Origin of the sequence: Phaeobacter porticola (assembly GCF_001888185.1) — a bacterium.
In the GTDB taxonomy this organism is placed as follows: Bacteria; Pseudomonadota; Alphaproteobacteria; order Rhodobacterales; family Rhodobacteraceae; genus Phaeobacter; species Phaeobacter porticola.
Genome location: NZ_CP016364.1, coordinates 657,163 through 681,339 on the forward strand (window position 1 = coordinate 657,163; position 24,177 = coordinate 681,339).

The 24,177-nt window shown below is 62.7% G+C and carries 18 protein-coding genes; 8 read left to right on the top strand and 10 right to left on the bottom strand.

Features of this window, described 5'->3' with window-relative positions:
* Nucleotides 1-41: 41 nt before the first annotated feature.
* Together PhaeoP97_RS03295 and PhaeoP97_RS03300 are read left to right on the top strand one after the other, a co-directional pair.
* Nucleotides 42-1,076, top strand: coding sequence for an amidoligase family protein (locus tag PhaeoP97_RS03295; RefSeq protein ID WP_072503862.1), 1,035 nt, complete (start codon nucleotides 42-44; stop codon nucleotides 1,074-1,076).
* A complete protein-coding gene (locus PhaeoP97_RS03300; RefSeq protein ID WP_072503863.1) occupies nucleotides 1,073-1,771 on the top strand; it encodes a gamma-glutamyl-gamma-aminobutyrate hydrolase family protein in 699 nt (232 codons plus the stop codon). Before PhaeoP97_RS03295 ends, PhaeoP97_RS03300 begins: the two co-directional genes overlap by 4 nt.
* 109 nt (nucleotides 1,772-1,880) lie before the next feature.
* On the opposite strand, the gene PhaeoP97_RS03305 is transcribed toward PhaeoP97_RS03300, so the two are convergent.
* The 5 genes from PhaeoP97_RS03305 to PhaeoP97_RS03325 all read right to left on the bottom strand — a co-directional run bounded on the left by PhaeoP97_RS03305 (nucleotide 1,881) and on the right by PhaeoP97_RS03325 (nucleotide 7,834).
* A complete protein-coding gene (locus PhaeoP97_RS03305; protein WP_192849679.1) occupies nucleotides 1,881-4,097 on the bottom strand; it encodes an NADP-dependent isocitrate dehydrogenase in 2,217 nt (738 codons plus the stop codon).
* A gap of 305 nt (nucleotides 4,098-4,402) precedes the next feature.
* Nucleotides 4,403-5,254, bottom strand: a complete 852-nt coding sequence (locus PhaeoP97_RS03310) for an ABC transporter permease (protein ID WP_072503865.1) — start codon at nucleotides 5,252-5,254, stop codon at nucleotides 4,403-4,405.
* Nucleotides 5,247-6,014 carry an ABC transporter ATP-binding protein gene (locus PhaeoP97_RS03315; RefSeq protein WP_072503866.1) on the bottom strand — a complete coding sequence of 256 codons (768 nt, stop codon included), beginning with the start codon at nucleotides 6,012-6,014 and terminating at the stop codon, nucleotides 5,247-5,249. The genes PhaeoP97_RS03310 and PhaeoP97_RS03315 overlap by 8 nt, the downstream gene beginning before the upstream one ends.
* Nucleotides 6,015-6,065: 51 nt before the next feature.
* Complete coding sequence (locus PhaeoP97_RS03320) at nucleotides 6,066-7,091, bottom strand: ABC transporter substrate-binding protein (RefSeq protein ID WP_072503867.1); 1,026 nt, start codon at nucleotides 7,089-7,091, stop codon at nucleotides 6,066-6,068.
* 77 nt (nucleotides 7,092-7,168) lie between these two features.
* Nucleotides 7,169-7,834: a GntR family transcriptional regulator gene (locus PhaeoP97_RS03325; RefSeq protein ID WP_072503868.1), complete on the bottom strand. Its 666-nt coding sequence runs from the start codon at nucleotides 7,832-7,834 to the stop codon at nucleotides 7,169-7,171.
* A 208-nt stretch (nucleotides 7,835-8,042) separates the two neighbouring features.
* Here PhaeoP97_RS03325 and PhaeoP97_RS03330 point away from each other — a divergent pair, with 208 nt between their 5' ends.
* The gene (locus PhaeoP97_RS03330; protein ID WP_072503869.1) at nucleotides 8,043-9,176 is read left to right on the top strand and encodes a metallophosphoesterase family protein; all 1,134 of its coding nucleotides are present in this window, start codon (nucleotides 8,043-8,045) and stop codon (nucleotides 9,174-9,176) included.
* On the top strand, nucleotides 9,173-11,803 hold the full coding sequence (locus PhaeoP97_RS03335; protein WP_072503870.1) for an AAA family ATPase: 2,631 nt from the start codon (nucleotides 9,173-9,175) through the stop codon (nucleotides 11,801-11,803). The genes PhaeoP97_RS03330 and PhaeoP97_RS03335 overlap by 4 nt, the downstream gene beginning before the upstream one ends.
* A 13-nt stretch (nucleotides 11,804-11,816) precedes the next feature.
* Here the strand turns inward: PhaeoP97_RS03335 and PhaeoP97_RS03340 are convergent, their stop codons facing one another.
* A complete protein-coding gene (locus PhaeoP97_RS03340; RefSeq protein ID WP_072506269.1) occupies nucleotides 11,817-12,350 on the bottom strand; it encodes an SH3 domain-containing protein in 534 nt (177 codons plus the stop codon).
* A 226-nt stretch (nucleotides 12,351-12,576) separates the two neighbouring features.
* Here PhaeoP97_RS03340 and PhaeoP97_RS03345 point away from each other — a divergent pair, with 226 nt between their 5' ends.
* The 4 genes from PhaeoP97_RS03345 (at nucleotide 12,577) to PhaeoP97_RS03360 (ending at nucleotide 20,096) form a co-directional block, all read left to right on the top strand.
* A complete protein-coding gene (locus tag PhaeoP97_RS03345; protein WP_072503871.1) occupies nucleotides 12,577-13,563 on the top strand; it encodes a 2-hydroxyacid dehydrogenase in 987 nt (328 codons plus the stop codon).
* Between the two features lie 42 nt (nucleotides 13,564-13,605).
* Nucleotides 13,606-15,396: a gamma-glutamyltransferase gene (ggt, locus tag PhaeoP97_RS03350; protein ID WP_072503872.1), complete on the top strand. Its 1,791-nt coding sequence runs from the start codon at nucleotides 13,606-13,608 to the stop codon at nucleotides 15,394-15,396.
* 142 nt (nucleotides 15,397-15,538) lie between these two features.
* Nucleotides 15,539-16,942, top strand: a complete 1,404-nt coding sequence (locus PhaeoP97_RS03355; RefSeq protein ID WP_072503873.1) for an FAD-binding oxidoreductase — start codon at nucleotides 15,539-15,541, stop codon at nucleotides 16,940-16,942.
* 643 nt (nucleotides 16,943-17,585) lie between these two features.
* Nucleotides 17,586-20,096, top strand: a complete 2,511-nt coding sequence (locus PhaeoP97_RS03360) for a GcvT family protein (RefSeq protein WP_072503874.1) — start codon at nucleotides 17,586-17,588, stop codon at nucleotides 20,094-20,096.
* A gap of 95 nt (nucleotides 20,097-20,191) precedes the next feature.
* Here the strand turns inward: PhaeoP97_RS03360 and PhaeoP97_RS03365 are convergent, their stop codons facing one another.
* The 4 genes from PhaeoP97_RS03365 to PhaeoP97_RS03380 all read right to left on the bottom strand — a co-directional run bounded on the left by PhaeoP97_RS03365 (nucleotide 20,192) and on the right by PhaeoP97_RS03380 (nucleotide 24,067).
* On the bottom strand, nucleotides 20,192-21,190 hold the full coding sequence (locus tag PhaeoP97_RS03365) for a Gfo/Idh/MocA family protein (RefSeq protein WP_072503875.1): 999 nt from the start codon (nucleotides 21,188-21,190) through the stop codon (nucleotides 20,192-20,194).
* Between the two features lie 176 nt (nucleotides 21,191-21,366).
* Nucleotides 21,367-22,038: a DUF938 domain-containing protein gene (locus PhaeoP97_RS03370; RefSeq protein WP_072503876.1), complete on the bottom strand. Its 672-nt coding sequence runs from the start codon at nucleotides 22,036-22,038 to the stop codon at nucleotides 21,367-21,369.
* Nucleotides 22,038-23,117, bottom strand: a complete 1,080-nt coding sequence (locus tag PhaeoP97_RS03375) for an NAD(P)/FAD-dependent oxidoreductase (protein ID WP_072503877.1) — start codon at nucleotides 23,115-23,117, stop codon at nucleotides 22,038-22,040. Before PhaeoP97_RS03375 ends, PhaeoP97_RS03370 begins: the two co-directional genes overlap by 1 nt.
* The gene (locus tag PhaeoP97_RS03380; RefSeq protein WP_072503878.1) at nucleotides 23,114-24,067 is read right to left on the bottom strand and encodes an aldo/keto reductase; all 954 of its coding nucleotides are present in this window, start codon (nucleotides 24,065-24,067) and stop codon (nucleotides 23,114-23,116) included. The genes PhaeoP97_RS03375 and PhaeoP97_RS03380 overlap by 4 nt, the downstream gene beginning before the upstream one ends.
* Between the last annotated feature and the right edge of the window lie 110 nt (nucleotides 24,068-24,177).

Below are 24,177 nucleotides of genomic sequence, written 5' to 3' on the forward strand. Positions count from 1 at the left end.
GATGGGGACGTTTCCACAAGGACACCATCACGGAGTAGCAGATGTTTGAGAGTGAGGTCAGAGTTGGGGCGGGTTTTGCCCCCGAAAGCGGATCAGCGAGTGATGCTGCATGCAATGTGATGCCCCTACCAGGCGATCCACAGGCGCGGACGGCCGCCGGGGCGCGCAAGGTCGGTGTAGAAATCGAATTCGGTGGCCTTACCTCTGCCGAGGCACAAGTGATCACACAGCAACAGCTTGGCGGCGACATCCATGGTGAAGATCGCGCCGGCGAGCCGAACCCTCACGTCAAGGATACCGAACTCGGCGACATCGAAGTCTATCTCGACAGTCGCTACCGCACCGAAGTGGAGGGGTTGGGAAAGGCCCTGTTCTCGGTTGCGGAGCCGCTGATTCCTGTCGAGATCGTCACGCCGCCGCTGACTCAGGCACAACTGCCACAGCTTGATCGCCTGTGTGAAAAACTGGCAGAGGCCGGGGCCACGGGCACGCAAGACGGTATGCTGAACGGCTTTGGCGTACATCTGAACGTCGAAGTTGCGGATATGACGGCGGATCACATCGTACCGGTGCTTACCGCCTTTGCTCTGCTGGATCCGGTGCTGCGCCGCAGTCCGGGCATCGACGTGTCGCGCCGGGTGCAGCCCTTTATCGCGCCCTATCCGGCGGCGCTGATCGATGTCCTCTGTGAGCACCCGCCACAGACGATGGAGTCGCTCTGCACTCTTTATCTCGACCATGCGGCGGATAGAAACCACGCGCTGGATCTGCTGCCACTGCTGGCCGACTACGCGCCGGATCGCGTGCGCTCCGCGCTGGGCGAGGATGATAAAACCGCCGCCCGCCCGGCCTATCACTATCGTCTGCCGGATTGCCGTCTGGGGCAGTCGGGGTGGTCGATCACCTATGAATGGAACCGCTGGGCAGAGCTGGAACAGATTGCCCGCGACGGTCGGCTCGATCAGTTGATCGAGGCCTGGCGGAGCCGCCCGCGCTGCGAACAGCTGCTGAACCGCGAATGGGCCAAACACGCGGCCGAGGTTCTGAACACCGCAGCACGAGGAGATGCCGCATGAAACCGGTCATTGCAGTCACCGTGTCGCGCCGCAGCGGCTGGCGGATCTTTCCCCTGATGGCCCTGAACATCTGGCTGGCTGGTGGCCGTCCTGTGCGCTGGCAAAGCAACCGGGATGCGGATCTCGCCACGGTGGATGCTGTGGTCATTGGCGGAGGCGATGACATTGCGCCGACGCTGTATAATGGTCAGGTCATGCCCGAGGTCCGACTGGATCCCGACCGCGACGCGCTGGAGGCGGGCATCGTGCGAGAGGCGTCCCGGCAGGATGTGCCCCTTTTGGGGATTTGTCGCGGGGCGCAGATGCTGAACGTGGCGCGCGGCGGGCGACTATACCAGGACGCCTATGCCTTCTACGGGTTGGAAAACTACAAGACCGTGCTCCCCCGCAAGAAGGTCACGATCACCAACAACAGTACACTGCGGCGTATTCTCGGGGTGTCTGAGCTGAAGGTCAATGCGCTGCACAGCCAGTCGGTCAGCAGCCTGGGGCAGGGGCTGCGTGTCACCGGGCGCGATCAGTCCGGCATGGTGCAGGCGATTGAGGATCCGGGGCGGCGGTTCGCTGTAGGCGTGCAGTGGCACCCGGAGCATCTGTTCTACCGTGCGGCTCACTTGAATCTATTCCGCGCATTGGTTGCTGCCGCCAGAACCAAACGGGATACACCCGCAGAGCAGATGCGCTGGGCAGGCTGACGTCTGACACAGGCCTAACAGCCTAACCACAAAAGAAAACGCCCGGATCACTCCGGGCGTTTTTTATGATTTCAGGGCAGTATGTCGCCCCAATCACGCCAATGCGTGATCAGCCGATGATGCCGTTCAGCGTGGCGCTAGGGCGCATGACCGCGGCGGTTTTTGCCGGATCGGCGTGGAAATAGCCGCCCAGATCCACAGCCTTGCCCTGAACCTCTGCCAGCTCGGCGAGGATCGCCTCTTCCTTGGCGGCCAGTTCAGCCGCGATGGGCGCGAAGTGCGCGGCCAGCTCGGCGTCGTCACCCTGCGCGGCCAGCGCCTCGGCCCAGTAGCGGGCAAACCAGTAGTGGCTGGCGCGGTTGTCCGGCTCACCCACCTTGCGCGAGGGCGAGCGGTTGTGATCCAGAATGCCCTGCGTCGCCGCCTCGGCAGCAGCACCCAGCACGCCAGCCTTGGCGTTGCCTTTGCTGTCGGCGAGGAAGTTCAGCGATTCACCCAGGGCACAGAACTCACCCATGGAATCCCAGCGCAGGTGGTTTTCTTCAACCAGCTGCTGCACGTGCTTGGGCGCAGAGCCACCGGCCCCGGTTTCAAACAGCCCGCCACCGTTCATCAGCTTCACAATCGACAGCATCTTGGCCGAGGTGCCCAGTTCCAGGATCGGGAACAGGTCGGTCAGGTAGTCGCGCAGCACGTTGCCAGTGATGGCGATGCTGTCCTTGCCTGCGGTGATGGTTTTCAGCGACTGGGCTGTTGCCTCGCGCGGGGCCATGATCTGGAACAGGTCGGATTTGCCTGCCGCTTCCAGCGCGGGCGTCACGTATTTGATCAGCTCTGCGTCATGGGCGCGGTTCTCATCCAGCCAGAAAATCGCTTCGGAGCCGGTCAGACGCTGACGGTCCATCGCAAGTTCGATCCAGTTCTCGATCGGGGCCTTTTTCACGGTGCAGGAGCGCCAGATATCACCGGCCTCGACTTCATGCGCATGCAGCGTCTCGCCATTGGCCAGCACGATGCGGATGGTGCCATCGGCAGGCGCTTCAAACGTGGTCGGGTGCGAGCCGTATTCCTCAGCCTTCTGCGCCATCAGGCCGACGTTGGCGACGGAACCGGCAGTAGTCACATCCAGCGCACCATTGGCTTTGAAGAAGTTGATGCTCTCGTCATAGACGGTGGAATAGCAGCGGTCAGGGATCACGCAGTTGGTGTCGCCCTTGTTGCCCGCTTCGTCCCAGCCTTTGCCGCCGGCACGGATCACCGCAGGCATGGAGGCGTCGATGATCACATCGGACGGCACATGCAGGTTGGTGATGCCCTTGTCGCTGTCCACCATATACATCGACGGACGGTCCAGCGCGGCGATCTCGGCCTTGATCGCATCGCCATTGGGCAGGCCGTCGATGGTTGCCAGAACCGCGCCAAGGCCGGAATTGGCAGAGCCGCCAGCCGCTTCGATTTCAGCGCCGAATTTATCCCAGACCGGACCAAGCCATGCCTTCACCGCGTGACCAAAGATAATCGGGTCAGAGACCTTCATCATGGTGGCCTTCATGTGCAGCGAGAACATGGTACCGTCGGCTTTGGTGTCCTCGATGGCATCCTTCAGGAAGGACGACAGCGCCTTGGCAGACATGAAGGTTGCATCGGCAACGGTGCCTTCTTCCAGCGGCCAGCTGTCCTTCAGCACGGTGACCGCGCCGTCCTTGCCGACGAACTCGATCTTCGCGGTACCGGCCTGTGCGGCAGAGATGGTGGCGGAGACTTCGTTGGCGTAGAAATCATTGCCGAGCATCGAGGACACTTTGGTCTTGCTGTCTGCGGACCATTTGCCCATCGAATGCGGGTTGTTCTGAGCAAAATTCTTCACCGCGCGGGCGGCGCGACGATCCGAGTTGCCTTCGCGCAGCACCGGGTTCACAGCCGAACCCTTGATGGTGTCATAGCGCGCGCGGATCTCTTTTTCTGCATCCGTCGCAGGATCTGCCGGGTAGTCGGGAATGCCAAACTCTTGCGCCTGCAATTCGGCAATCGCGGCGGTCAGCTGCGGCACCGAAGCCGAGATGTTCGGCAGCTTGATGACATTGGCCTCAGGCGTTTTTACCAGCTGGCCCAGTTCGGCCAGATCATTGCTCTGACGCTGGGCGTCACTCAACGCTTCGGGGAAGGTCGCAAGGATACGGCCCGCCAGCGAGATGTCCTTGGTCCCAACGGAGACACCTGCCGCCGCGGCAAAGCTGCGGATGATCGGCAACAGAGAGGCGCTGGCCAGCTCGGGGGCTTCGTCTACGATGGTATACAAAATGTCGGGGGTCGAATTTTCTGCCATATTCCACAACCTTTTTTCAGCGATATCGGAAACTTGGGTGAGCGATTGACGCTGCACCGGATGGACGGGGTGCTGCGGTCCAGCTTGGGCGCGGGGGCGGTCATTATGTGTCAGATCTGCTCTCACAGACCGGCAGCCCGCACGGACAACAGCCATTCATATGGTCCCCCGTGTAAATCAGGTCGCGCGCAGGTGCAATTGCCGGCATGGGCTTTGTAGGGCGCAGATTGCCGCGCTTTTGAGATTATTGGGGTGATATGCCGCCAATATGGGCAATTTGTCCCGCATTGGCGACTCGCACATCGTTAACCGCGCCAGCGCAACAGGCGGCGTTCTACCTGCCCAATCAGGCTGCTGACGAGCACGCCCAGCACTGACAGGATGGCGACACCGGCAAACAGCCGTTCCAGATCATAGAGCGACCCGGCCTCCAGAATATACGCGCCGATGCCATGTTCCGCGCCGAGCATTTCAGCCGCCACCAGCAGGATGATGGCAATCGCTAGACTGATGCGCAGGCCGGACAGAATACCGGGCATCGCCCCCGGCAGCACGATCTTGCGCACAATCGACAGCCACGACAGGTTGAAACTTTGCCCCATGCGGATCAGGGTGCGGTCCACATTGTCCACCGCGCCATAGGTGGCGACCACCGTAGGGGTAAAGGTGCCAAAGGCGATCAGCGCGTATTTTGAGGCTTCGTCAATGCCGAACCAGATCACAAACAAGGGCAGCAGCGCGATTTTCGGGATCGGGAACAGCGCGGCCACCAAGGGCACCAACCCGGCACGCACATAGGAAAACAGCCCGATCATCAGCCCGACCCCAACGCCGACACTGGCCCCAAGGGCGGCGCCAACCACCAGCCGCGACAGCGAGACACTGACATGGGTCCACAGCAGGCCGGATACATAGAGCTCCTGCAACGTTGCCAGCACATCGCTGGGGCGCGGCAGGGTCAGATTGGAAATCCAGCCCTGACGGGTGCCCAGTTCTGCCAACATCAGCAACAGGACAAACACCAGCGCCCCAACCCAGCGGGCCCCGCGTGGTGCAAAGCCGCCGCCGCGAAACTGGACCGGGCGCACGGGCGCATGTGGGTGGGGCGTCTGCGTGTTGGGGACAGGCGGGAGAGTGGCCATCCGGGTGTCAGACATTCATCAGCTCCGCATCTGCCGCCCGCGCCTCGTCACGCATCAGCTGCCACAGGTATTTCTGTTTCTGTTCCAGATCGGCATCGCCGAACGCACGTTCGGCCAGCGGTGTATCCAGATGTACGATCTCTCGGATCTGACCGGGGCGGCGGGACAGCACCACGATGGCATGGCCCAGACGCACCGCTTCGGCCAGATTATGGGTCACATAGACGGCGGTGAAGGGCGTGCGTGTCCACAGCGCCACCAGATCATCCATCAGCAATTCACGCGTCTGGCTGTCCAGCGCCGACAGCGGCTCATCCATCAGCATCACTGCCGGGTTCACCGCCAATGCCCGCGCAATCGCCACCCGCTGCTTCATGCCGCCGGACAGTTGTTTGGGCAGCGCCCCGGCAAAATCGCTCAGCTTGGTGCGCGCTAGGACATCGTCAATGATCCGCGCCGCCGCCGCCCCGCGAATGCCGTGATCCTCCAGCACCAGACTGATATTGCCCCGGACCGTGCGCCAGGGCAGCAGGGCAAAATCCTGAAACACATAGGTCAGCGGATTAAGACAGCCTTCCGGCGGCTGCCCCACCTGCAAGACCTCGCCTTGGGTGGGGCGTTCCAGCCCGCCGATGAACCGCAAAAGGGTGGATTTGCCACAGCCAGAGGGGCCGACGATACAGACGATCTTGCCGCTGGGAATATCCAGCGTGATGTCGCGTAGAACGGCGACATTGTCATAGGCATGACCCACCGCTGACAGGCGAATATCCATGATGTTGCTCCGCAAGAGGATGTGCCGGGGCAGGACGCCCCGGCCGCAGGATTAGCCGATACTGTCGACGTAGCTGGAGTCGATGATCGTCTCCAGCGAGATATCGGCATCCACCAGCTTCTCCGCCTGGAACCAGGCCAGCTGATCCGCTAGCGATTTGGTGTTCATCGCGGCGCCTTCGTTCAGGCGCATGGTGCCGTTGATGATCGACTTGGCGGCTTTCTCGCGGGGGCGATCTGCGTAGACATATTTGTGGATCAGATCGACCATCTGATCGACGCCTGCATCACCGCTGGCCCGGTCGATCATAGTGGCGTTGTAATCCGCCACTCCGCGGCTATAGGCGCTCAGGAAATCGCCGGTCATCTGCTGTTCACCGCTGGCGTTGCTGGCCGAGGTGAACACCGTCGTCACCTGATAGTCGGGCAGATAGTCCGCCACATCACCAATGATATGCACCGCACCCGATCCCGCCAGCGGCTTGGCGATATGGGGCACGATCGACCAGGCATCAATCTGCCCTGATTTCAGCGCGCCGATGATCGCACCGACCTTTTGCAACGGCTTGAAGGACAGCGATACACCTTCCTTCTGTGCCATCCGCGAGCCCATGTAGTGGAACGACGATCCCGCTGTGGTCATGCCAAAGCTTTTGCCATCCAGCGCCGCCGGGCTGGTGATGCCCGCCTGATAGGCCGCGTCTGAGACCAGGATCTTCTGCCCGTCAATGCCCGGCTCCTCGGAGAGGGCACCGCCGATCACCTTGATCGCGCCCTTGTCCGCGAGCGAGATCAGCCCGCCCGACATCGCGGTGACGGCATAGTCGACGTCGCCCGACGCAATCGCCACCGACATCGGTGCCGCCGCCTGGAAAAACCGTAGTTCCACATCCAGCCCTGCATCGGCGAAATAGCCACGCTCCTGCGCAATAAAGCTGGCGGAATGGCTGGTAAAGCGCAACGCCCCCAGCACGATTTTGCGCCGCGTTGCCAAGGCCGGTGTCGCAAGGCCAGCCCCGGCCAGGGCGCCAACGCTACCAAGGGCTGCCAGCGTGCTGCGGCGTGTCCAATTATTCATGTCTCAAGTCCTCCCTCTTGAATGTGCTGCGGCACCGTTGCGGCCCGCGACTGATCTCTGGTTTTGATGTTCGGTGCTCAGCAGCCCAGATCAGCTGTGACATATGCCTCCAGCGCCGTCAGCGCGGCCTCGGTGTCGCGCGCCAGAACCGCCTCCAGCAACGCCTGTTGCTGACGGGCACGGATGGCAAAGTCCAAACGGCCCTCGCGCAGCAGCGCAAGCCGGAACCGGCGGGACTGATCGTAGAATTTCAGCTGCATGCCCGTCAGGCGCGGCGAATGTGCGGCCTCCACCAGCGTCGCCGCAAAGGTGCGACAGGCGATGTCCCAGTCCAACGCCGTGGCATCATCAACGCTTTGCGAGACCGTCTCTTCAATGTGGCGCAGCGCGTGGTGGCTGGCCATGACCCGGCCCTCCCACGGCACATCGCCCTGCTGCATGGCCATCCGCAAGCCCAGCCGTTCGATCTCCAGCCGCATCAACAGGATATCGCGCAGATCATCCTCGGTCGCCGAGGTCACGCGAAAGCCGCGCTGGGCGGTGGCCTCCACCAGCCCCTCGGCGCTCAGCATCCGCAGGGTTTCGCGCATCGAATGGTTGGAGCCGCCATAGTTCTGGCGCAGCGCCTCGATTTTCAGCTTCTGATCCGGCCGCAACACGCCAAAAGAGATGTCCCGCCGCAGCGCCGCCGCAAGCACCGCCACAACCGTGTCATCTTCAGCGCTGGGCCGCCGACCAAACATGCTTTGATCCCTATTTTGCAAAATCTCCAATATTTTTGACGCGATGTCGTGGCTCTGTCAATCCGCCCCAGGAACTCTGCACCTGTCGATCTCATTCTTGTGCACCGGCAGACAGTGCGTTGACGCCCTCGCGCGGCTCTGTCACTTCTGCAATCCACTCATCAAAAACCACCCAATTCAGCCACCCTGACCAAAGGACTCGCCTCGCATGACCCGCCTGCGCCTTTTGCACACCTCTGATCTGCATCTGGGCAAGCGTTTTGGCCAGTTTGACGAGGAAACCCGCGCCGCCTTGCAGCAGGCGCGGCAGGGGATATTGGCACGGCTGGCGCAGGTCGCCACCACCGAGGGCGCCGGACATGTGCTGATTGCGGGTGATCTCTTTGATACAGAAACCCCGTCGGCGCGGGTGATCCGGCAAGCGCTGGCGGCCATGGCGGCAGCGGATCCGGTGCAATGGTGGATCATCCCCGGCAATCACGACAGTGGTGCGGCAGAACCGCTCTGGGCGGAAATGGCGCGTCACGTCCCGGAGAATGTCCACCTGCTAATGCAGCCTGACCCGGTTGAGATGGCGCCGGGGGCCACCCTGCTGGCCAGCCCTTGCGAACGCCGCTTTGCGGGGCAGGACCGCACCACCTGGATGGACAGCGCCGAGACGCCGGAGGGGCATCTGCGTATTGGTCTGGCCCATGGAGCCGTGCTGGATTTCGACCGTGATCAAAACGGGGCAGAGACAATTGCCACCACCCGCGCCAGCAGTGCCCGGCTGGATTATCTGGCACTGGGCGATTGGCACGGTGATTTCACCCTGAACGCCCACAGTCGTTATCCCGGCACGCCGGAGCGGGACCGTTTCAAACATCCGGGGCGCGGCAGTTGTCTTCTGGTGGATTTGCCGGGACCGGGCCAACCACCACAGCTGCGCCAGATTGAGGTTGGACAGTACCACTGGCAGGATCTGGCGCTTGATCTGGCACCGGGACTGGATGTCGCCGCGTTGGTCGATGCGGTGCTGCCTGCCGATGAAACCGCATGGCCCGATTGTCTGATCCGCATTCGCGCCCGTGGCTGGGTCACCGCTGAACAGCATATGCAGCTTCGTGCCTGCATTGATCACCACGCCCCCGCTTTCTGCCATCTGACGCTGGAGACTGAGGGGCTGCGCATGGAACACCGAGCCGAGGATCTGGATCAGATTGCCACCGGCGGGGCCTTGCGGGTCGCCGCCGAAACCCTGATGCAGGACAGCGCCGATGCCGCCCGTTCGCAAAAGGACCGCGATGTCGCCGCCGCAGCGCTCAATCGGCTTTATGCCTTTGTGCGAGAGGGTGCGGAATGAAGCTGACATCAATCAGGTTGACCAATGTACGCCGCTTTGTTGATCCAGTGGAAATCACCGGCATTGCTCCTGGTCTCAACCTCCTGAGCGCGCCCAATGAACAAGGCAAATCCACCATCTTCGACGCGCTGCATGCGTTGTTCTTCCACGATGCAAAATCCTGGAAAAAGGAGGTCAGCGCGCTGGCTCCATATGCGGGAGGCGACCCGGAAATTGAGGTCACGCTGACCCATGAGGGGCACAGCTATCGCATTGCCAAGATCTTTACCAAGGCCTCGGGGAAGGGCAGCGTGCGCATCTGGCGTGACAGCGCGCTCCTGCATCAGGCCGATGCGGCAGAGGCTTGGCTGCGTGATCTCATCTCTCCGCCCAAAGATGGCCCGGTGGGGATGCTTTGGGTGCGGCAGGGGTTGACGGATTTCTCCGATGCCAAGGAGACGCTGGATGCGCGCCGTGATCTGATGTCCTCGCTCAGCGGCGAGATCGAGACCGTGACCGGCGGCCAGCAGATGGAAGTGCTGCGGCGACGCTTGCGTGCCGAACTCGACCGTCTGGTCACCAGCCGCGGGGCCCGCAAGGGCGGCCCGTTGGCCGAGGTCGAGACCCGCGTTGCCAATCTGACGGAACGGCGCGATACCCTTGCCGCGCAGGTTGCGGACCTGCGCCAGTTGCTGGACCAGCGCCAGACCCTGCGCCGCGAACAGAGCGAGTTGACCGCCCCAGAGGCGGCAGAGGCGCGCCAGTCAAGGCTTCGCGCGGCGGAAACGGCTCTTGCCGCTGCCGAACGGCATCAGGAACAGCGCGAACAGGCTGGTCGGGCGTTGGATCTGGCGGTGTCGCGCCGTGACGCGCAGGCCGCGCGCGGCGAAACCCTTGCTGCCCGATTGGCGGATCACACTCGTGCGGCCACCGCCCGCACGCAGGCCACTGACCTGCGTGTTCAGGCGCAACAGCGCGCGTCTCAGGCTGCAACGGGTCTGGCTACAGCACAGTCCGGTGCCGCGACGGCCCGCAGCGCTGTTACGGTGGCCCGCGCGGCTGTGGCAAAATCCCTGCGGGCCGAGGCCGCGCAACATGCCGCCGGTCTGCGTCGGGAACAGCAGGCGCGGCTTGCACAGGTTGATACGCTCCTCGCGGCAATCGAGGTGGATCGCCAGCAAGCCGGTCTTGGACCTGATGCGGTTGCGCTGGCCCGGATGGATCAGCTGGCACAGGCCGTTGCCTTGGCGCGCCACAGCCGGGCCGCTGCTGCGGCGGCGTTGAGTGTGACCTACGAGGCAGGGCCTGATGCGCCCCCGGCATTGCTGTTGGACGGCGCGCCGTTGCCACAGGGCGCACAGGTCGCGCTGCCAGACGGGGGCACGCTCGAGGTGCCCGGTCTGGCGCAGGTAACTATCCATCCCGCCCGCACCCAGGACGCCGACGCTTTGCCAAAGGCGGAAACCGCGCTGGCCACGGCGCTGTCAGATCTGGGCTATGAGTGTCTTGAGGCCGCGCAGGCAGCGCATCAGTCCCGCAGTGCCGCCGCCGCCCGTGTGCAAGAGGCCGAGGCCACGCTCACGGCCCTGGCCCCTAAAGGGCGCGGCGCGTTGGTGCAGGCGTTGGGTGCCTTGCCGAAACAGCCAGATCCTGAAGAGGCAGACTCAAACACGGCGGAAACAACGCCTGATCGCGTCGCGCTGGAACACGCTCTTAGCGCCGCAGAAGAGCAGCAAACCACAGCCGAGGCGCTGTTGGAACAGGCCCGCGCCGAGGACGGCGAGGCACGCCAGATCACCCATGCGGCCCGCGCCACCGAAGAGGCGGCCATCGCGCAGCTGGCGCAGATCGAACAGGCCCTTGGCGACCTTGCAGTGGCCCGCGCGCAGTTGGACCAGCTTCAGGCCGCGCAACCTGCTCTTGATGCGGCGGTGATCACTGCCCGCGAGGCCGACGCCCGCCTTGCCGCCGATGCCCCGGATCTTGATCAGATCCGCGCCAGTTGTCAGCGCGCCAGAACGGTGCTGGAGGCGGCACAGGCCCGCGCCCAGGATATCGCCCGTGATCTCGCCGTTCTGGAGGCGCGCATCAGCACCCATGCCAGCCACGCGGTTGAGGAAGATTTGTCCGAGGTGACAGATCAGCTGTCGGTGGCCGAGGCTGCCCATGATGCGCTGCTGTTCGAGGTGGCCACCTTAAGTCGGTTGGATCAGGCACTTGAGGCTGCACAGGCGGGCGCACAGGCGCAGTATCTTGGTCCGCTGATGGCAGAGCTGACGCCGCTGTTGCGCCGTCTATGGCCGGAAGCTGCGCTACAACTCGATGCCGACAGCGTGTTGCCGAGCCAATTGGCGCGCGGCGCGGCAGAGGAACAGCTGACCCAGCTTTCGGGCGGCACACAGGAGCAGCTGGCGCTGATGGTGCGGCTGGCTTTTGCGCGGCTCCTGGCCAAATCGGGCCGAGGCATTCCGGTCATCCTCGACGATGCGCTGGCCTATACCGATGATGCCCGCATCGAGGCGCTGTTTGATGCGCTGACGCTTCAGGCCAATGACCTACAGATTCTGGTGTTTTCCTGCCGCCAAAAGAGTTTTCGCGATCTTGGCGGCACCAGTCTGACGATCCGCCCGGCGCAGGGCATTGCCTGATGCGGCGAGGGCGTTAGTCGCGCAGCTCGTCCGGGGCCACGCCCCACAGCTTTTCCTTGGGGGCCCAGCCACGATAGCCGCCGGCCGATATTGAACACCAGCTGACATCGCATTGTCCCAAACGCGCCACCACGCCCAGCTCAAAGGCCGCTGTGACCGGTGCGCTGGGTTCGGGACGGGCATGAACCGTCAACATGTCTTCTTCGATCAACACGGTGCGCGCGCCGGAGAGCAGCGCATAATGCACCCAGCCGCCCGCGCCGTCGCGGTCCCGCACCCGACGCCAATGGCCATATTCAGCGGTAATCTCCAGCGGCATGCCGCGTCGTTTGAACACCCAGTCGATCTTATGGGTCAGGGAAGGGCCACGGCGTACATTGCCCTCGGCGGCCTTCATCGACACAAAACGGGGCAGCGGCAGATTGGTCACTGCGCCACGCGCCTCTTTTGCATTGGTTACGGCGGGGGTTATTGCCCCAGCCAACCCAATCAGGATCACGCCGACCACGGCCAACCGGGACCGCAGATAAGATGCCGAAATGTTCACTGCCTGCTCGCTTCTGCTTGTCGCTGTCTGTTGCCTGCTGATACCAACCCGAAATCGGCGCATTCCTTGCTGATCTGCCCCGGATCTGATGTCCGGGTGCTATCAGTTTTGAAAAAGAAAGCCGCGTCACAAAGGCCGGAGGGCGGGATGGGTTCTTGTGCCTGCCCGCGTCCTGCGCCACGATGCCATGAGGTCAAAGTAATTGCAAAGCCGAGGGAGAGCAGCAGTGGCAAGAGAACGTCTGAGTGTTGTCGTAACGCGACGGTTGCCGGAGCCGGTCGAGACGCGGTTGAGCGAATTGTTCGATGTGCGCTTGCGCGACGACGACACCCCAATGAGCCGCGCCGAATTGGCCGCCGCGCTCAAGGACGCCGATGTGCTGGTGCCGACTGTCACGGATGAGATCGACGCAGGGCTGCTGGGGCAAGCCGGTGACCGGCTGAAGCTGATTGCGAATTATGGCGCCGGGGTTGATCATATTGATGTGGCAACCGCCCGCCAGCGCGGCATTCTGGTGTCCAACACCCCCGGCGTGCTGACGGATGACACCGCCGACATGGCAATGGCGCTGATCATGGCGGTGGTGCGCCGCATCCCCGAAGGCCTTGCAGTCATGCAAAAAGGCGATTGGCAAGGCTGGTCACCAACGGCGCTTTTGGGGGGGCGGCTTGCGGGGCGACGTCTGGGCATTCTGGGCATGGGCAGCATCGGTCAGGCCGTGGCAAAACGCGCAGCGGCCTTTGGGATGCAGGTCCATTACCACAACCGCCGCCGCCTGCGGCCGGAGATCGAGCAACGGTTTGAGGCCACCTATTGGGAAAGTCTTGACCAGATGGTGGCGCGGATGGATGTACTGTCCATCAATTGCCCCTCCACGCCGTCGACCTTTCACCTGATGAATGCACGGCGGCTTAAGCTGATGAAACCGGATGCGGTGATCGTCAACACCTCGCGGGGCGAGGTGATTGATGAACACGCGCTGACCCGAATGTTGCGCAGCAGCGAAATCGCGGGCGCGGGTCTCGACGTCTATGAACACGGCACCAATATCAACCCACGCCTGCGTGAATTGGAAAACGTCGTGCTGCTGCCGCATATGGGCTCGGCCACGCTTGAGGGCCGCTTGGAGATGGGCGAAAAAGTTCTTTTGAACATCAAGACATTCGAGGACGGTCACCGGCCACCGGATCAGGTCGTGCCGTCCATGCTCTAGGGTTGCTGACGCAGCCCGTCATTTCTTGAGGGAGGCGACGTTATGAAACATCTGTTCTGGGCCGGCATATTGCTGGCAGCAACACCCGCTTGGGCACAGGAGGCGGCAGATGCTGTCGCGCCGGAAGGTGCCGCCGAAACCGCAGATGCTGGGTTTGCGGCAATCAGCGAGGAGGTCGCGGCTGCCATCGAGGCCAAGGAAGAAGGCACCCCGGTCGAGGCTGACAATTGGATGGTTGCCGCCGCCAATCCGCATGCGGTGTCAGCGGGGGCAGAGGTGCTGCGCGCAGGCGGGACCGCTGCGGATGCCATGGTGGCCGTGCAGACCGTTCTGGGACTGGTGGAGCCGCAGTCCTCAGGTCTTGGCGGCGGGGCATTTCTGGTCTGGTATGATGCAGCCACGGGCGAAGTGACAACACTGGATGGCCGTGAAACCGCGCCTCTGGCGGCGACGCCGACGCTGTTTCAGGACGACTCAGGCGAGCCGCTGAAATTCTACGATGCCGTGGTTGGTGGCCGCTCTATCGGCACCCCCGGAACACCTGCCTTGCTAGAAGCTGCGCATCGGCGCTGGGGTCGCGCCGCCTGGCCCGGCCTGTTCACCGCAGCCATTGACCTGGCAGAAGATGGCTTTGCCGTTTCGCCCCGGCTGGCCGGTCTGATCGAAAAAGACGCCGACCGCCTGTCGCGCTGGTCGGATACCGCCGATTACTTCTTGCCCGGTGGCACGCCGCTGGCGGTGGGCAGCACGCTGAAGAACCCCGCATACGCGGATACCCTGCGCCGCCTCGCAGCGGAGGGTGCGCGCGGGTTCTATTCTGGCCCCGTGGCCGAGGCGATCACCAGTGCGGTGCGCGGTGCCGAGGGCAATCCCGGTGTCCTCTCAGCGATGGATCTGGCGCTTTATCAGGTGAAGGAACGCCCCGCCGTCTGTGTGGCCTATCGCGCGTTTGAGGCCTGCGGCATGGGGCCGCCTTCGTCCGGGGCGCTGACCGTGGGGCAGATCCTCGGCATGCTCGGCAATTACGATCTGGCGGAACTGGGCGCAGATAACCCCGATGCCTGGCGGTTGATCGGCGATGCCTCGCGGCTCGCTTTTGCCGACCGGGGGCGGTACATGGCCGATAGTGATTTCGTGCCGATGCCGACACAGGGGCTGGTGGCGCAGGACTACCTCGCAACACGCGCCACGCTGCTCAGCGGCGATGACGCCCTGCCGGCGGTGAATGCAGGCGCGCCGGAATTTGACCATGCGCTGCTGCTGGCCGATGACGAGTCGATTGAACTGCCCTCAACCTCGCATATCTCCGTCGTCGATCAATATGGCAATGTGCTGTCGATGACGACCACCATCGAAAACGGTTTTGGCTCACGGCTGATGGCGGCCGGATTTCTGCTCAACAACGAGCTGACAGATTTCTCCTTCCGCAGCCACCGTGAGGGGGTGCCGATTGCCAACCGGCTGGAGCCGGGCAAGCGTCCACGCTCCTCCATGGCGCCCACCATTGTGCTGAAGGATGGCGAGCCGGTGCTTGCCGTAGGCTCTCCCGGTGGCAGCCGCATCATCGGCTATGTCGCCAAGACGATCATCGCCTGGGCCGATTGGGGCATGGATGTGCAGCAGGCGGTGGCGCTGCCCCATGCGGTGAACCGCTTTGGCACCTATGATGTGGAGGCGGGCACAAGCGCCGAGGATATGACGCAGCCGCTCACCGATATGGGGTTTGAGGTCAATGCCCGCGACCTGACCTCTGGTCTGCATTTGATCGAAATCGGTGACGGGCTGAAAGGCGGCGCAGATCCACGCCGCGAAGGCATCGCACTTGGCGAGTGACATCGTCGCCCGGCCACATCCGGCCGGGCGACCGATATGCTACCGACTACTGGGTATTGCTGGACCTTTGCACTGCTGTGTAAGTTAACAGGTGAAGTGCCGGGCAATCGTCCGGCACGCGCCTATTCAGGGGGATAAGACCATGGTGCAGGCCACAACATTGCCGCGCAATGAGGCCGGTATCAACGCGGCGATTGACGTGTTGAAACAACGCTTTGGTGAGCAGCTGCAGACCGGGCAGGCGATCCGCGAACAGCATGGCCACACCACCACATGGATCACCAATCAGCCGCCGGATGCGGTGCTCTTTCCGACCTCCACCGATGAGGTCGCTGAAATCGTCAGAACCTGCGCCGACTACGGCGTCCCGGTGATCCCCTATGGCACCGGCACCTCGCTGGAGGGCCATGTCAACGCCCCCGCGGGCGGGATCTGCGTGGATATGATGCGGATGGACAAGATCCTTGCCGTCCATGCCGAAGACTTGGATGTGGTGGTGCAGCCGGGGGTGACCCGCGAGCAGCTCAACACCTATCTGCGCGATCAGGGCCTGTTCTTCCCGATTGACCCCGGCGCCAATGCCTCGCTCGGCGGTATGGCCGCGACCCGCGCCTCTGGCACCAATGCGGTGCGCTATGGCACGATGAAGGACAATGTGCTGGCGCTTGAGGCGGTGATGGCGGACGGCGGGGTGATCCGCACCGCGCAGAGGGCCAAGAAATCCTCCGCCGGCTACGATATGACCCGCCTGTTGGTCGGCAGCGAAGGCACCCTTGGCCTGATGACCGAGTTGACCCTGCGCCTGCAGGGCATCCCGGAAGCGATCCGCTCGGCGCGCTGTGCCTTCCGCAGTGTGGATGACGCCTGCCGCGCGGTGATGATGACCATCCAATACGGCATCCCGGTGTCCCGGATCGAATTGCTGGACGAGATGAGCGTGCGCGCCGCCAATGCCTATTCCGGCCTCGACCTGCCGGAAATGCCGCTATTGCTGCTGGAGTTCCACGGCTCAGAGGCGGGCGTGGTGGAACAGGCGGATACCTTCGCCCAGATCGCTGAGGAATTCGGCGGTTTTGATATCGCGGCGACCTCCACCGCAGAGGAGCGCAGCAAACTCTGGCAGGCGCGCCATGATATGTATTGGGCCAGCCTGCAGCTGCGGCCCGGTGCCAAGGGGATTTCCACCGACGTCTGTGTGCCGATCTCCAAACTGGCCGAATGTGTCAGCGCCGCGCGCGCGAAAGCCGAAGAGATGGGCCTCCTTGCGCCGATGGTGGGCCATGTCGGCGATGGCAATTTCCACGCGTTGCTGCTGATCGACATGGACAGCGACGCGGAACGGGAAGCCGCCGATGTTTATGTCGGCTGGCTGAATGAGTTGGCGATCTCCATGGAGGGCACCTGCACCGGGGAACATGGTATCGGTCAGGGCAAACGCCCCTATCTGCAGCAGGAACTGGGCGGGGCCACCCGCTATATGGCCGCGATCAAGGCGGCATTGGACCCTGAGAATATCCTCAACCCCGGCAAGATTCTGGAGATTTGAGGTCTGCCTGCCGACAGCACAGCGCGCCAGTCTGACGTCGGAATTTGAGTATTTCAGGAAAGGTGACAGGCTGGACCTCGCTCTGTCACCTTTCCTGAAATACTCACGGCGCTGCCCTTGCAGGTGCAGAGGACGGCCCGTTGCGAAGTCGCCGCACGGTGGGCTTACCTTTGCCCAATCTGAAACTGTCACGATCTGAGCTGATCGCGATCACCGCCGGGACTGACATCCCCGGCACTTTGGAACAGGGCCCTTGGCAGGGGCACGCACAACCGACGTTCAGCGTGCGGGGCAGATTGTCCCGTCCCGCCTCCGCTTCTGGCGGCGCCGCCACTTCTTATTGCTTTTAGTTCTGGCCGTATATCAGCCCCGAGCAAAAGGCCGCATCAGACCCTAAGAGACCGATACTCCGGCAGGGCAGTGCCCCGACCGGACCAAAGCCATGCGCAGCGTTGCCTGTGCAAACCCGAACCGCAAATCGCGGCCATGACCGCGAAAACCGACAGGGGGCGGGCAGAAACCTGCATTCCGGGCGACGCTAGGTCGGTTTTGTCATGTTTTGGGTCGGATGGATTTGGCGCAAAATCTACAGGCGAGGCATAACTCCCTGCAAACGAGTCATCATTTTCCGGAGAGCGGGCCCATGAAAACCCAAGTCAAAGCATTGGTCGTCGGCGGTGGCGCTGTCGGCACCTCGATCGCCTATCACCTTGCCAAAGCAGGCTGGGACGACGTCATGCTGATTGAGCGTGACGAGCTGACCTCCGGTTCCACTTGGCACGCGGCGGGTCTCTTGCCGCTGTTCAACATGTCCTATGCGACCACCCATATTCACAAATACTCGGTCGATTTCTACAAGACCCTTGAGGAAGAAACCGGCCTGAACGCAGGTTTCGCCGTGGTGGGCAACCTGCGGATGGCCCAGACTCAGGATCGCATGGATGAATATATGCTCTATGCCTCCACCGCCGAGACCTGCGATGTCGACTACGAATGGCTGACCCCGGATCAGATCAAGGAACGCTGGCCGCTGATCGAGACCGGCGATCTTAAGGGCGCGATCTACCACGCCGAAGATGGCTATATTAACCCCGCCGATGTGACCCAGGCGATGGCCAAGGGCGCCCGTCAGCGCGGCGTTGAGATCCACCGCAAGCTGCAGGCTGACGATTTCCACTGGAACGGCACCCATTGGGAAGTCACCTGTACCAAGATGATCGAGAAGGGCGGCAACCTGATCGAGAGCGACGAGAAAGTCGTGATCACCGCCGAGCATGTCGTCACCGCCTCCGGCAACCACGCGCAGCGCACTGCCAAGATGCTGGGCATCAAGATGCCGGCGATCCCGGTCGAGCACACGTTCATCGTCATGGACAAGGACCCCGAGCTGGTCAAATGGCGCGAAGCAGGCAACCCCGAGCACCCCGTTATTCGCGACGCCGACAACGAATCCTATGCACGCGAGGAGCGTGGTGGCTGGATCCTCGGCATCTATGAGCACGGCGCGCCCGCGCGCTTTGAACATGGCGTGCCCGACAGCTTCCGGGCAGACCTGTTCCCGCTGGATCTGGACCGGATTGCCGACCAGTATATGGCGATGGCCGAGCGTGTGCCCTCCTGCGCCGAATCCGGCCTCAAGGACGATTTCAACGGCCCGATCTGCTACACCCCCGACGGCAACCCGCTGGTTGGCCCGGCACCGGGCCTGCGCAATATGTGGCTGGCAGAAGGTTTCTCCTTCGGCATCACCGCTGCTGGCGGCACCGGCTTCTATCTGGCGCAGATGATGGTGGATGGCGAAGCCGAGATCGACATGGCGTCGCTCGACCCGAAACGCTACTCCTCCAACTGGATGACCACCGAGTTCGCGGCGCGCAAGAACGAAGAGTGTTATGAGCACGTCTACATTCTGCACCACCCGGACGAAGAGCGCCCGGCAGCCCGCCCGCTGCGTACAGCACCTGCGTTTGACCGCCAGAAGGCCCGCGGCGCACAGTTTGGCTGGGTCAACGGCTGGGAACGCCCGAACTATTTCGGCCCTTTCGATGCCCCCGACAACTTTGACCACGACGCTCGCTCCTTCCGCCGCGGCGGCTGGTGGCAGCATGCCGTGGATGAGGCCAAGGCCATCCGCGAAGGCGCTGGTCTGGTGGATGCCACCGCCTTCACCAAACATGTCGTCAAGGGCCCCGGTGCGACCCAGTTCCTCGATTGGTTCACCTGCAACAAGCTGCCGAAGGTTGGCCGCATCAACCTGACCTATGCGCTGACCGCATTTGGCACCACCCGCACCGAATACACCATCGTGCGCAATGGCGAGAACAACTACTACCTCGTCTCCGCCGGCGCCTGGTCCGAGTATGACGCCGACTTCCTGCGCAAGGCCGCCGAGGACAAGATGGAAGAATTCGGCTACATCGAGATCCAGGATGTGACCACCCAATGGGGCGTCTTTGCCATCGCAGGCCCGAAATCCCGCGATGTGCTGAAAGAGGTGATCGTGGACGCCGACCCCGAAACCGCGCTGTCCAACAAGCGGTTCCCCTGGCTGTCGGCCCGTCAGATCGAACTGGGCATGTGCCCGGTCAATGCGATCCGCGTGGCCTATACAGGCGAGCTGGGCTGGGAGCTGCATCACCCGATCGAGATGCAGAACTACCTGTTCGACCTGCTGGAGAAAGCGGGCGAGAAGCACGGCATGAAGCTGGTTGGCGCGCGCGCCCAGAACTGGCTGCGTCAGGAAAAATCCTACCGCGCGTTTGGCAACGAACTGGGCCGCGACGCGACCCCGCTGGAAGCCGACCTGCCGCGCTTTGTTGATCAGGAGAAAGACTTCCACGGCAAAGACAAGCTGGTTGAGACCGGCGTGCGCGTGAAATGCTGCACCCTGCTGATCGACGGGCCGGAAGATGCCGATCCTTGGGGCCATGAGGCGCTCTATGCTGAGGACGGCGTCACCCGCGTTGGCCGCCTCACCTCCGGTGGCTATTCGGTGGCGTTCGAGAAATCCATCGGCATGGGCTATGTAAAACCTGACGTCGCGGTCGAAGGCACCAAGCTGAAGGTCAAGATGCAGGATAAGCTGTGGGATGCGGTCGTGACCTGTGACAGCCCCTATGATCCCAAGAACGAAACCATCCGTATGAATGGCTGATCACAGGCAGCGCCAACGCGGCTCTGACTGGATCTCTAAAAAGAAAGCCCCGGCCAATGTGCCGGGGCTTTTGCGTTCTGTCCTGAAACTCCATTTTAGTCTGTCAGGGCTGCGCGGCAGGAGGCTTCCCAAGTGGTGAGAAACTCCATGATCTCCCAGCTGTCACGATGCCGGGGCGACGGGCGCGCGGCTTCGCGGTCGGACCGTGCGACATGATGCTCGACCAGCTTCGTTTGGTGATAGAACGCGTCATGGGGATCCTCGACGTGGATCAGTTCCGCGTCCCCGTCAAATGGCGACCATTTGAGCGTGCTGCGACCTTCGATGGGCTGCCACGGGTTGGTTTCGAAACTCAGAATGCCATTGTCGCCGATCACAGTGAACGCATTGCCGGTCCCGTAGGAGTCGGTAGAGTGCAGCGTGGCCAGAACACCGTTTCCAAACCGCACCGAGCAGGCCGCGTCGCAGACCGTTCCATCATTGTTGAGATTGCCAAACCCGTGCAGCTGGCGCTGACCAAACGCGTCGTCGCCACACATCGTCTGTACCGTCAGCTGTAGCAAAGAGGCCGGGTAGCACCCTAGATTATAGAGCGTTCCCATGCCTTTGGGGTTCACGAATTGCCAGATGTCGGCGCAGTAATACCCGTTGATACTACGCAACGCGCCAAGCCGACCATCGCGCAGAACCTCGACAAACCGCGCCAGAAGCGGATGTGCCAGATACATCAGCCCCTCGACAAAGAAAGTGCCCGCATCCGCGACCGCGCCCAGCAGCGCGTCGGCCTCGGCCATGGTGGTGGTCAGCGATTTCTCCGATAGAACGGCCAGGCCCGCCTGCGCCGCCTTCATGGTGACGACATGATGCATATGGTTTGGCAGCCCGATATAGATCGCATCCAGCGCCGGGTCAGACAGCACCGCGTCAAGATCCGTCAGACCATGGGGAATATCATGGCGCGCCTGAAAATCCGCAACCAGATCAGGCTGCCGCCCAAACACACTATATAGCTGCGATCCATCGCTTTTCTTGATGCCGTCAATCGCCTTGTTGGAGATGAACCCGGTGCCGATAATTGCCCAGTTGAGTGTCATGATAACCTTTGTGTCTTGGATCTGAGTGCGCGCGCGTTAGGCGAGCAGCGCGGGTTGCATCGCGGCGAAGGATCGACCCTAGTTCTATTACAAGACAGCGGCAAGTTCCGGCACCAAAAGATCACACACTCCCGCTGATGTCGCCGCGTGCAACGGCCGTCTGGCCTCAAGATACCTTAACGTCTTGCCACCAGCGCCAGATTGTTGGCGGGCATTTCGACCACATTGCGCATCTCTAGCCCGCTGGCCTGTAGCCAGTCCATCACGTCGAAATCATCCTTGTAACCGACCTCGGGGTCATGGGCGGTCAGCTTGGCGTGAAAGGCGCGGTCGCCGTCGCTGGTCAGCTCTCCGCCACGTTGAAAGGGGCCGTATATCAGGAATTGTCCGCCGGGGGCCAAATGATCGGCGGCGTTGCGGATCAGGCTCTTGGCCTCCGGTATGCTGATCAGGTGCAACAGATTGCTCAACACGATCAGCTCAAAGGTCCCAATATTGGCAGGCCAGGGGGCTTCGGTGGCGTCCAGCTGAAGAGCGGCGGCGACATTTCTACAGCCACTGTCGGCGACATAAGCGTCGATACTGCTCAGCCGTGCCGGGTCGACGTCGGTGGGTTGCCAGTCCAGATGGGCGCAGCGGCGGGCAAAGCCGATCATATGCTGGCCTGTGCCGCTGGCAATTTCCAGCGCGCGGGGACGGCGGGTGTGTGAGTGTTCTGGTGCGGTTGCGATCTGGGCCAGCAGATCGGCAATGGCGTCAAGGTTGCGCGCCGCCGACGGGGCAAACAGCTTGGCCCCTGTATCCGACAGCGCGACTGAGGCCTCTCCGGGAACCGTGCGAACAACCATCAGCGCAGCCTTTCCGGGCTAAGGGATGCAAGGGTTACAGCGTCAATTTCGGGGGGATGCCCGGTGACAAGATCGGCGATCAGCCGCCCGGCTGCGGGCGAGGTCTGCACACCGTAGCCGCCCTGACCAGCACACCAGACAAAACGGGTCTCCGCAGGATCCGGGCCCAGCACGGGCACACCATCGGCCACGAAACTGCGCAGCCCGGCCCAGTTGTGTTCGACCCGGGTGACCGGTGTGGTTACCATTGCCTCGTAGCGGGCCAGCCCTTCGGCCAGTACCATGTCATCGGCGTAGGCATCCTGGGGCGGCACCGGATCTGCCTCAGCGGGAGAGACAAGCAGCTTGCCCGCATCGGGTTTGGCATACCAGGTTTCACCGGCCCCCATGGTCATCGGCCAGTGGCTGACATCGTGACCACCCGGTGCAGGCAGTCGCGCCATGGAGCGACGTTTGGGTTGCAGGCCAATCGGGGCAATGCCCGCCAGTGTGGCCAGCTCATCCGCCCAGGCCCCAGCGGCATTGATGATGGTGCCTGCGGTGATCTGATCGCCGACGATATCGACCTGCCACTCCGCAGCGGTGCGATTCAGGGCGATGATCCTGGCGCGGGTGCGGATCTCACCGCCATGGGTGCGTACGGCGCGTGCAAACCCCTGCAACAGCAGGTCCGCATCCAGATCCTGCGCGGCATCGTGGTATGCTGCAAATCCGACCTGTTCGGGATCAAGCACTGGCACCATCTCGCAGGCCGCCGCAACCGTGATTGGCGTCAGCCCGAGGTCAGCGCAATCGGTTTGAAAGATTTCTGCCTGATCGGTGCCGCCGACCAAGAGCATTCCGCGCGGGCTGAGGCAGCCCTTTGCACGATGATGCGCCTCGCTGGCGCGGCTCAGCACCTGTACCGGGGCGGGGCCGTAATTGGCCTCAAACATCGCGGCAGAGCGGCCTGAGGAGTGATAGCCAAGCGCCTCTTCGCGCTCTAACACCAGGACGCGGCCACCACGTGGGGCAAGGGCGGCAGCGGCGCTGAGACCAGCCAGTCCGCCGCCGATCACGAGATAATCAACTTTGGTCATGTATGTTCCTCCAGTCGGTCGGTGGCCGGCGCGGGGCGCGGGCTTATGGCTGCAATCCGGTCATAGAGATCCGCCCCCATGTCGATATCAAGCGCCGCCAGGGACGGGCGCAGCTGTTCGACTGATCGGGCCGAGACGATGGGCGTCACATTGTCCCCATAGGCGGCAGCCCAGGCCACAGCAAGACTGGCAGGATCAACCTCCATCTCCTGTGCCACTGCCACAAGGGCGGCGGCGGTGTCCTGCATCCACGGCTGGCCATAGCGTTCGCGGTAGCGCGGATCCTCGTCCAGTCGGCCACGGCTGTTGCCCGCAGCCGGTGCGCCAGCATATTTCCCGGTCAACATGCCACCGCCTAAGGGGGAATAGGGCGCCACATGCAGGCCCTGGTCGCCGCACATCGGTAAAATTTCCACCTCCACCTGACGTTTGATCAGCGAATACATCGGCTGCAGGATCGCGGGCCGCAGGTCGAACTCCTGCCCGACCATAATCGCTTTCATCACCTGCCAGGCGGCAAAGTTCGACAGTCCGAGATAGCGAAACTGCCCCGCCGCGCGCAGCTCGGCCAGTGAGGCAAGCGTTTCGCGCAGATCCGTTTCTTCGTCGTAGCGGTGCAGATACAGGATATCGACCATATCCTGCCCCAGACGCGCCCGCGACTGATCCAGCTGGCGGCGGATATTCTCAGGGCCTGCGCCGCCGGTGTAAGCAACCTTGGTGGCGATCAGCAGGCTGTCGCGGGCGTCCCGGATCAACTGGCCGAGGATCTCTTCGCTGGCCCCATCGGTATAAACCCATGCGGTATCAAAATGGGTGATCCCTGCGGCGCGGCAGGCATCATACATCGCTGCCGATTGCGCGGCATTGGCGCGGCCGCCAAACTGCATGGTGCCAAAGGCAAGGGCGCTGGCGGGGGTGCCGTCTAGGCTGATCAAATCGGTGCTCATGCGCCGCAGCGTGGCACGAGTGCGCCGCAACCAAAAGTGCAAAATGTCAGATATTGGCGCAAAGATATCTGCGAGAAATCCCGCATTCCGCCTATCATAATCGTGAGTGG

What these genes read in the sequence shown, in the direction of transcription:
- PhaeoP97_RS03325 (WP_072503868.1), bottom strand. Translation starts at nt 7,834, where the DNA reads ATGTTTGGTCGGCGGCCCAGCGCTGAAGATGACACGGTTGTGGCGGTG.
- PhaeoP97_RS03335 (WP_072503870.1), top strand. Translation starts at nt 9,173, where the DNA reads ATGAAGCTGACATCAATCAGGTTGACCAATGTACGCCGCTTTGTTGAT.
- ggt (WP_072503872.1), top strand. Translation starts at nt 13,606, where the DNA reads ATGAAACATCTGTTCTGGGCCGGCATATTGCTGGCAGCAACACCCGCT.
- PhaeoP97_RS03315 (WP_072503866.1), bottom strand. Translation starts at nt 6,014, where the DNA reads ATGGATATTCGCCTGTCAGCGGTGGGTCATGCCTATGACAATGTCGCC.
- PhaeoP97_RS03320 (WP_072503867.1), bottom strand. Translation starts at nt 7,091, where the DNA reads ATGAATAATTGGACACGCCGCAGCACGCTGGCAGCCCTTGGTAGCGTT.
- PhaeoP97_RS03355 (WP_072503873.1), top strand. Translation starts at nt 15,539, where the DNA reads ATGGTGCAGGCCACAACATTGCCGCGCAATGAGGCCGGTATCAACGCG.
- PhaeoP97_RS03330 (WP_072503869.1), top strand. Translation starts at nt 8,043, where the DNA reads ATGACCCGCCTGCGCCTTTTGCACACCTCTGATCTGCATCTGGGCAAG.
- PhaeoP97_RS03380 (WP_072503878.1), bottom strand. Translation starts at nt 24,067, where the DNA reads ATGAGCACCGATTTGATCAGCCTAGACGGCACCCCCGCCAGCGCCCTT.
- PhaeoP97_RS03365 (WP_072503875.1), bottom strand. Translation starts at nt 21,190, where the DNA reads ATGACACTCAACTGGGCAATTATCGGCACCGGGTTCATCTCCAACAAG.
- PhaeoP97_RS03295 (WP_072503862.1), top strand. Translation starts at nt 42, where the DNA reads ATGTTTGAGAGTGAGGTCAGAGTTGGGGCGGGTTTTGCCCCCGAAAGC.
- PhaeoP97_RS03370 (WP_072503876.1), bottom strand. Translation starts at nt 22,038, where the DNA reads ATGGTTGTTCGCACGGTTCCCGGAGAGGCCTCAGTCGCGCTGTCGGAT.
- PhaeoP97_RS03375 (WP_072503877.1), bottom strand. Translation starts at nt 23,117, where the DNA reads ATGACCAAAGTTGATTATCTCGTGATCGGCGGCGGACTGGCTGGTCTC.
- PhaeoP97_RS03300 (WP_072503863.1), top strand. Translation starts at nt 1,073, where the DNA reads ATGAAACCGGTCATTGCAGTCACCGTGTCGCGCCGCAGCGGCTGGCGG.
- PhaeoP97_RS03305 (WP_192849679.1), bottom strand. Translation starts at nt 4,097, where the DNA reads ATGGCAGAAAATTCGACCCCCGACATTTTGTATACCATCGTAGACGAA.
- PhaeoP97_RS03360 (WP_072503874.1), top strand. Translation starts at nt 17,586, where the DNA reads ATGAAAACCCAAGTCAAAGCATTGGTCGTCGGCGGTGGCGCTGTCGGC.
- PhaeoP97_RS03310 (WP_072503865.1), bottom strand. Translation starts at nt 5,254, where the DNA reads ATGTCTGACACCCGGATGGCCACTCTCCCGCCTGTCCCCAACACGCAG.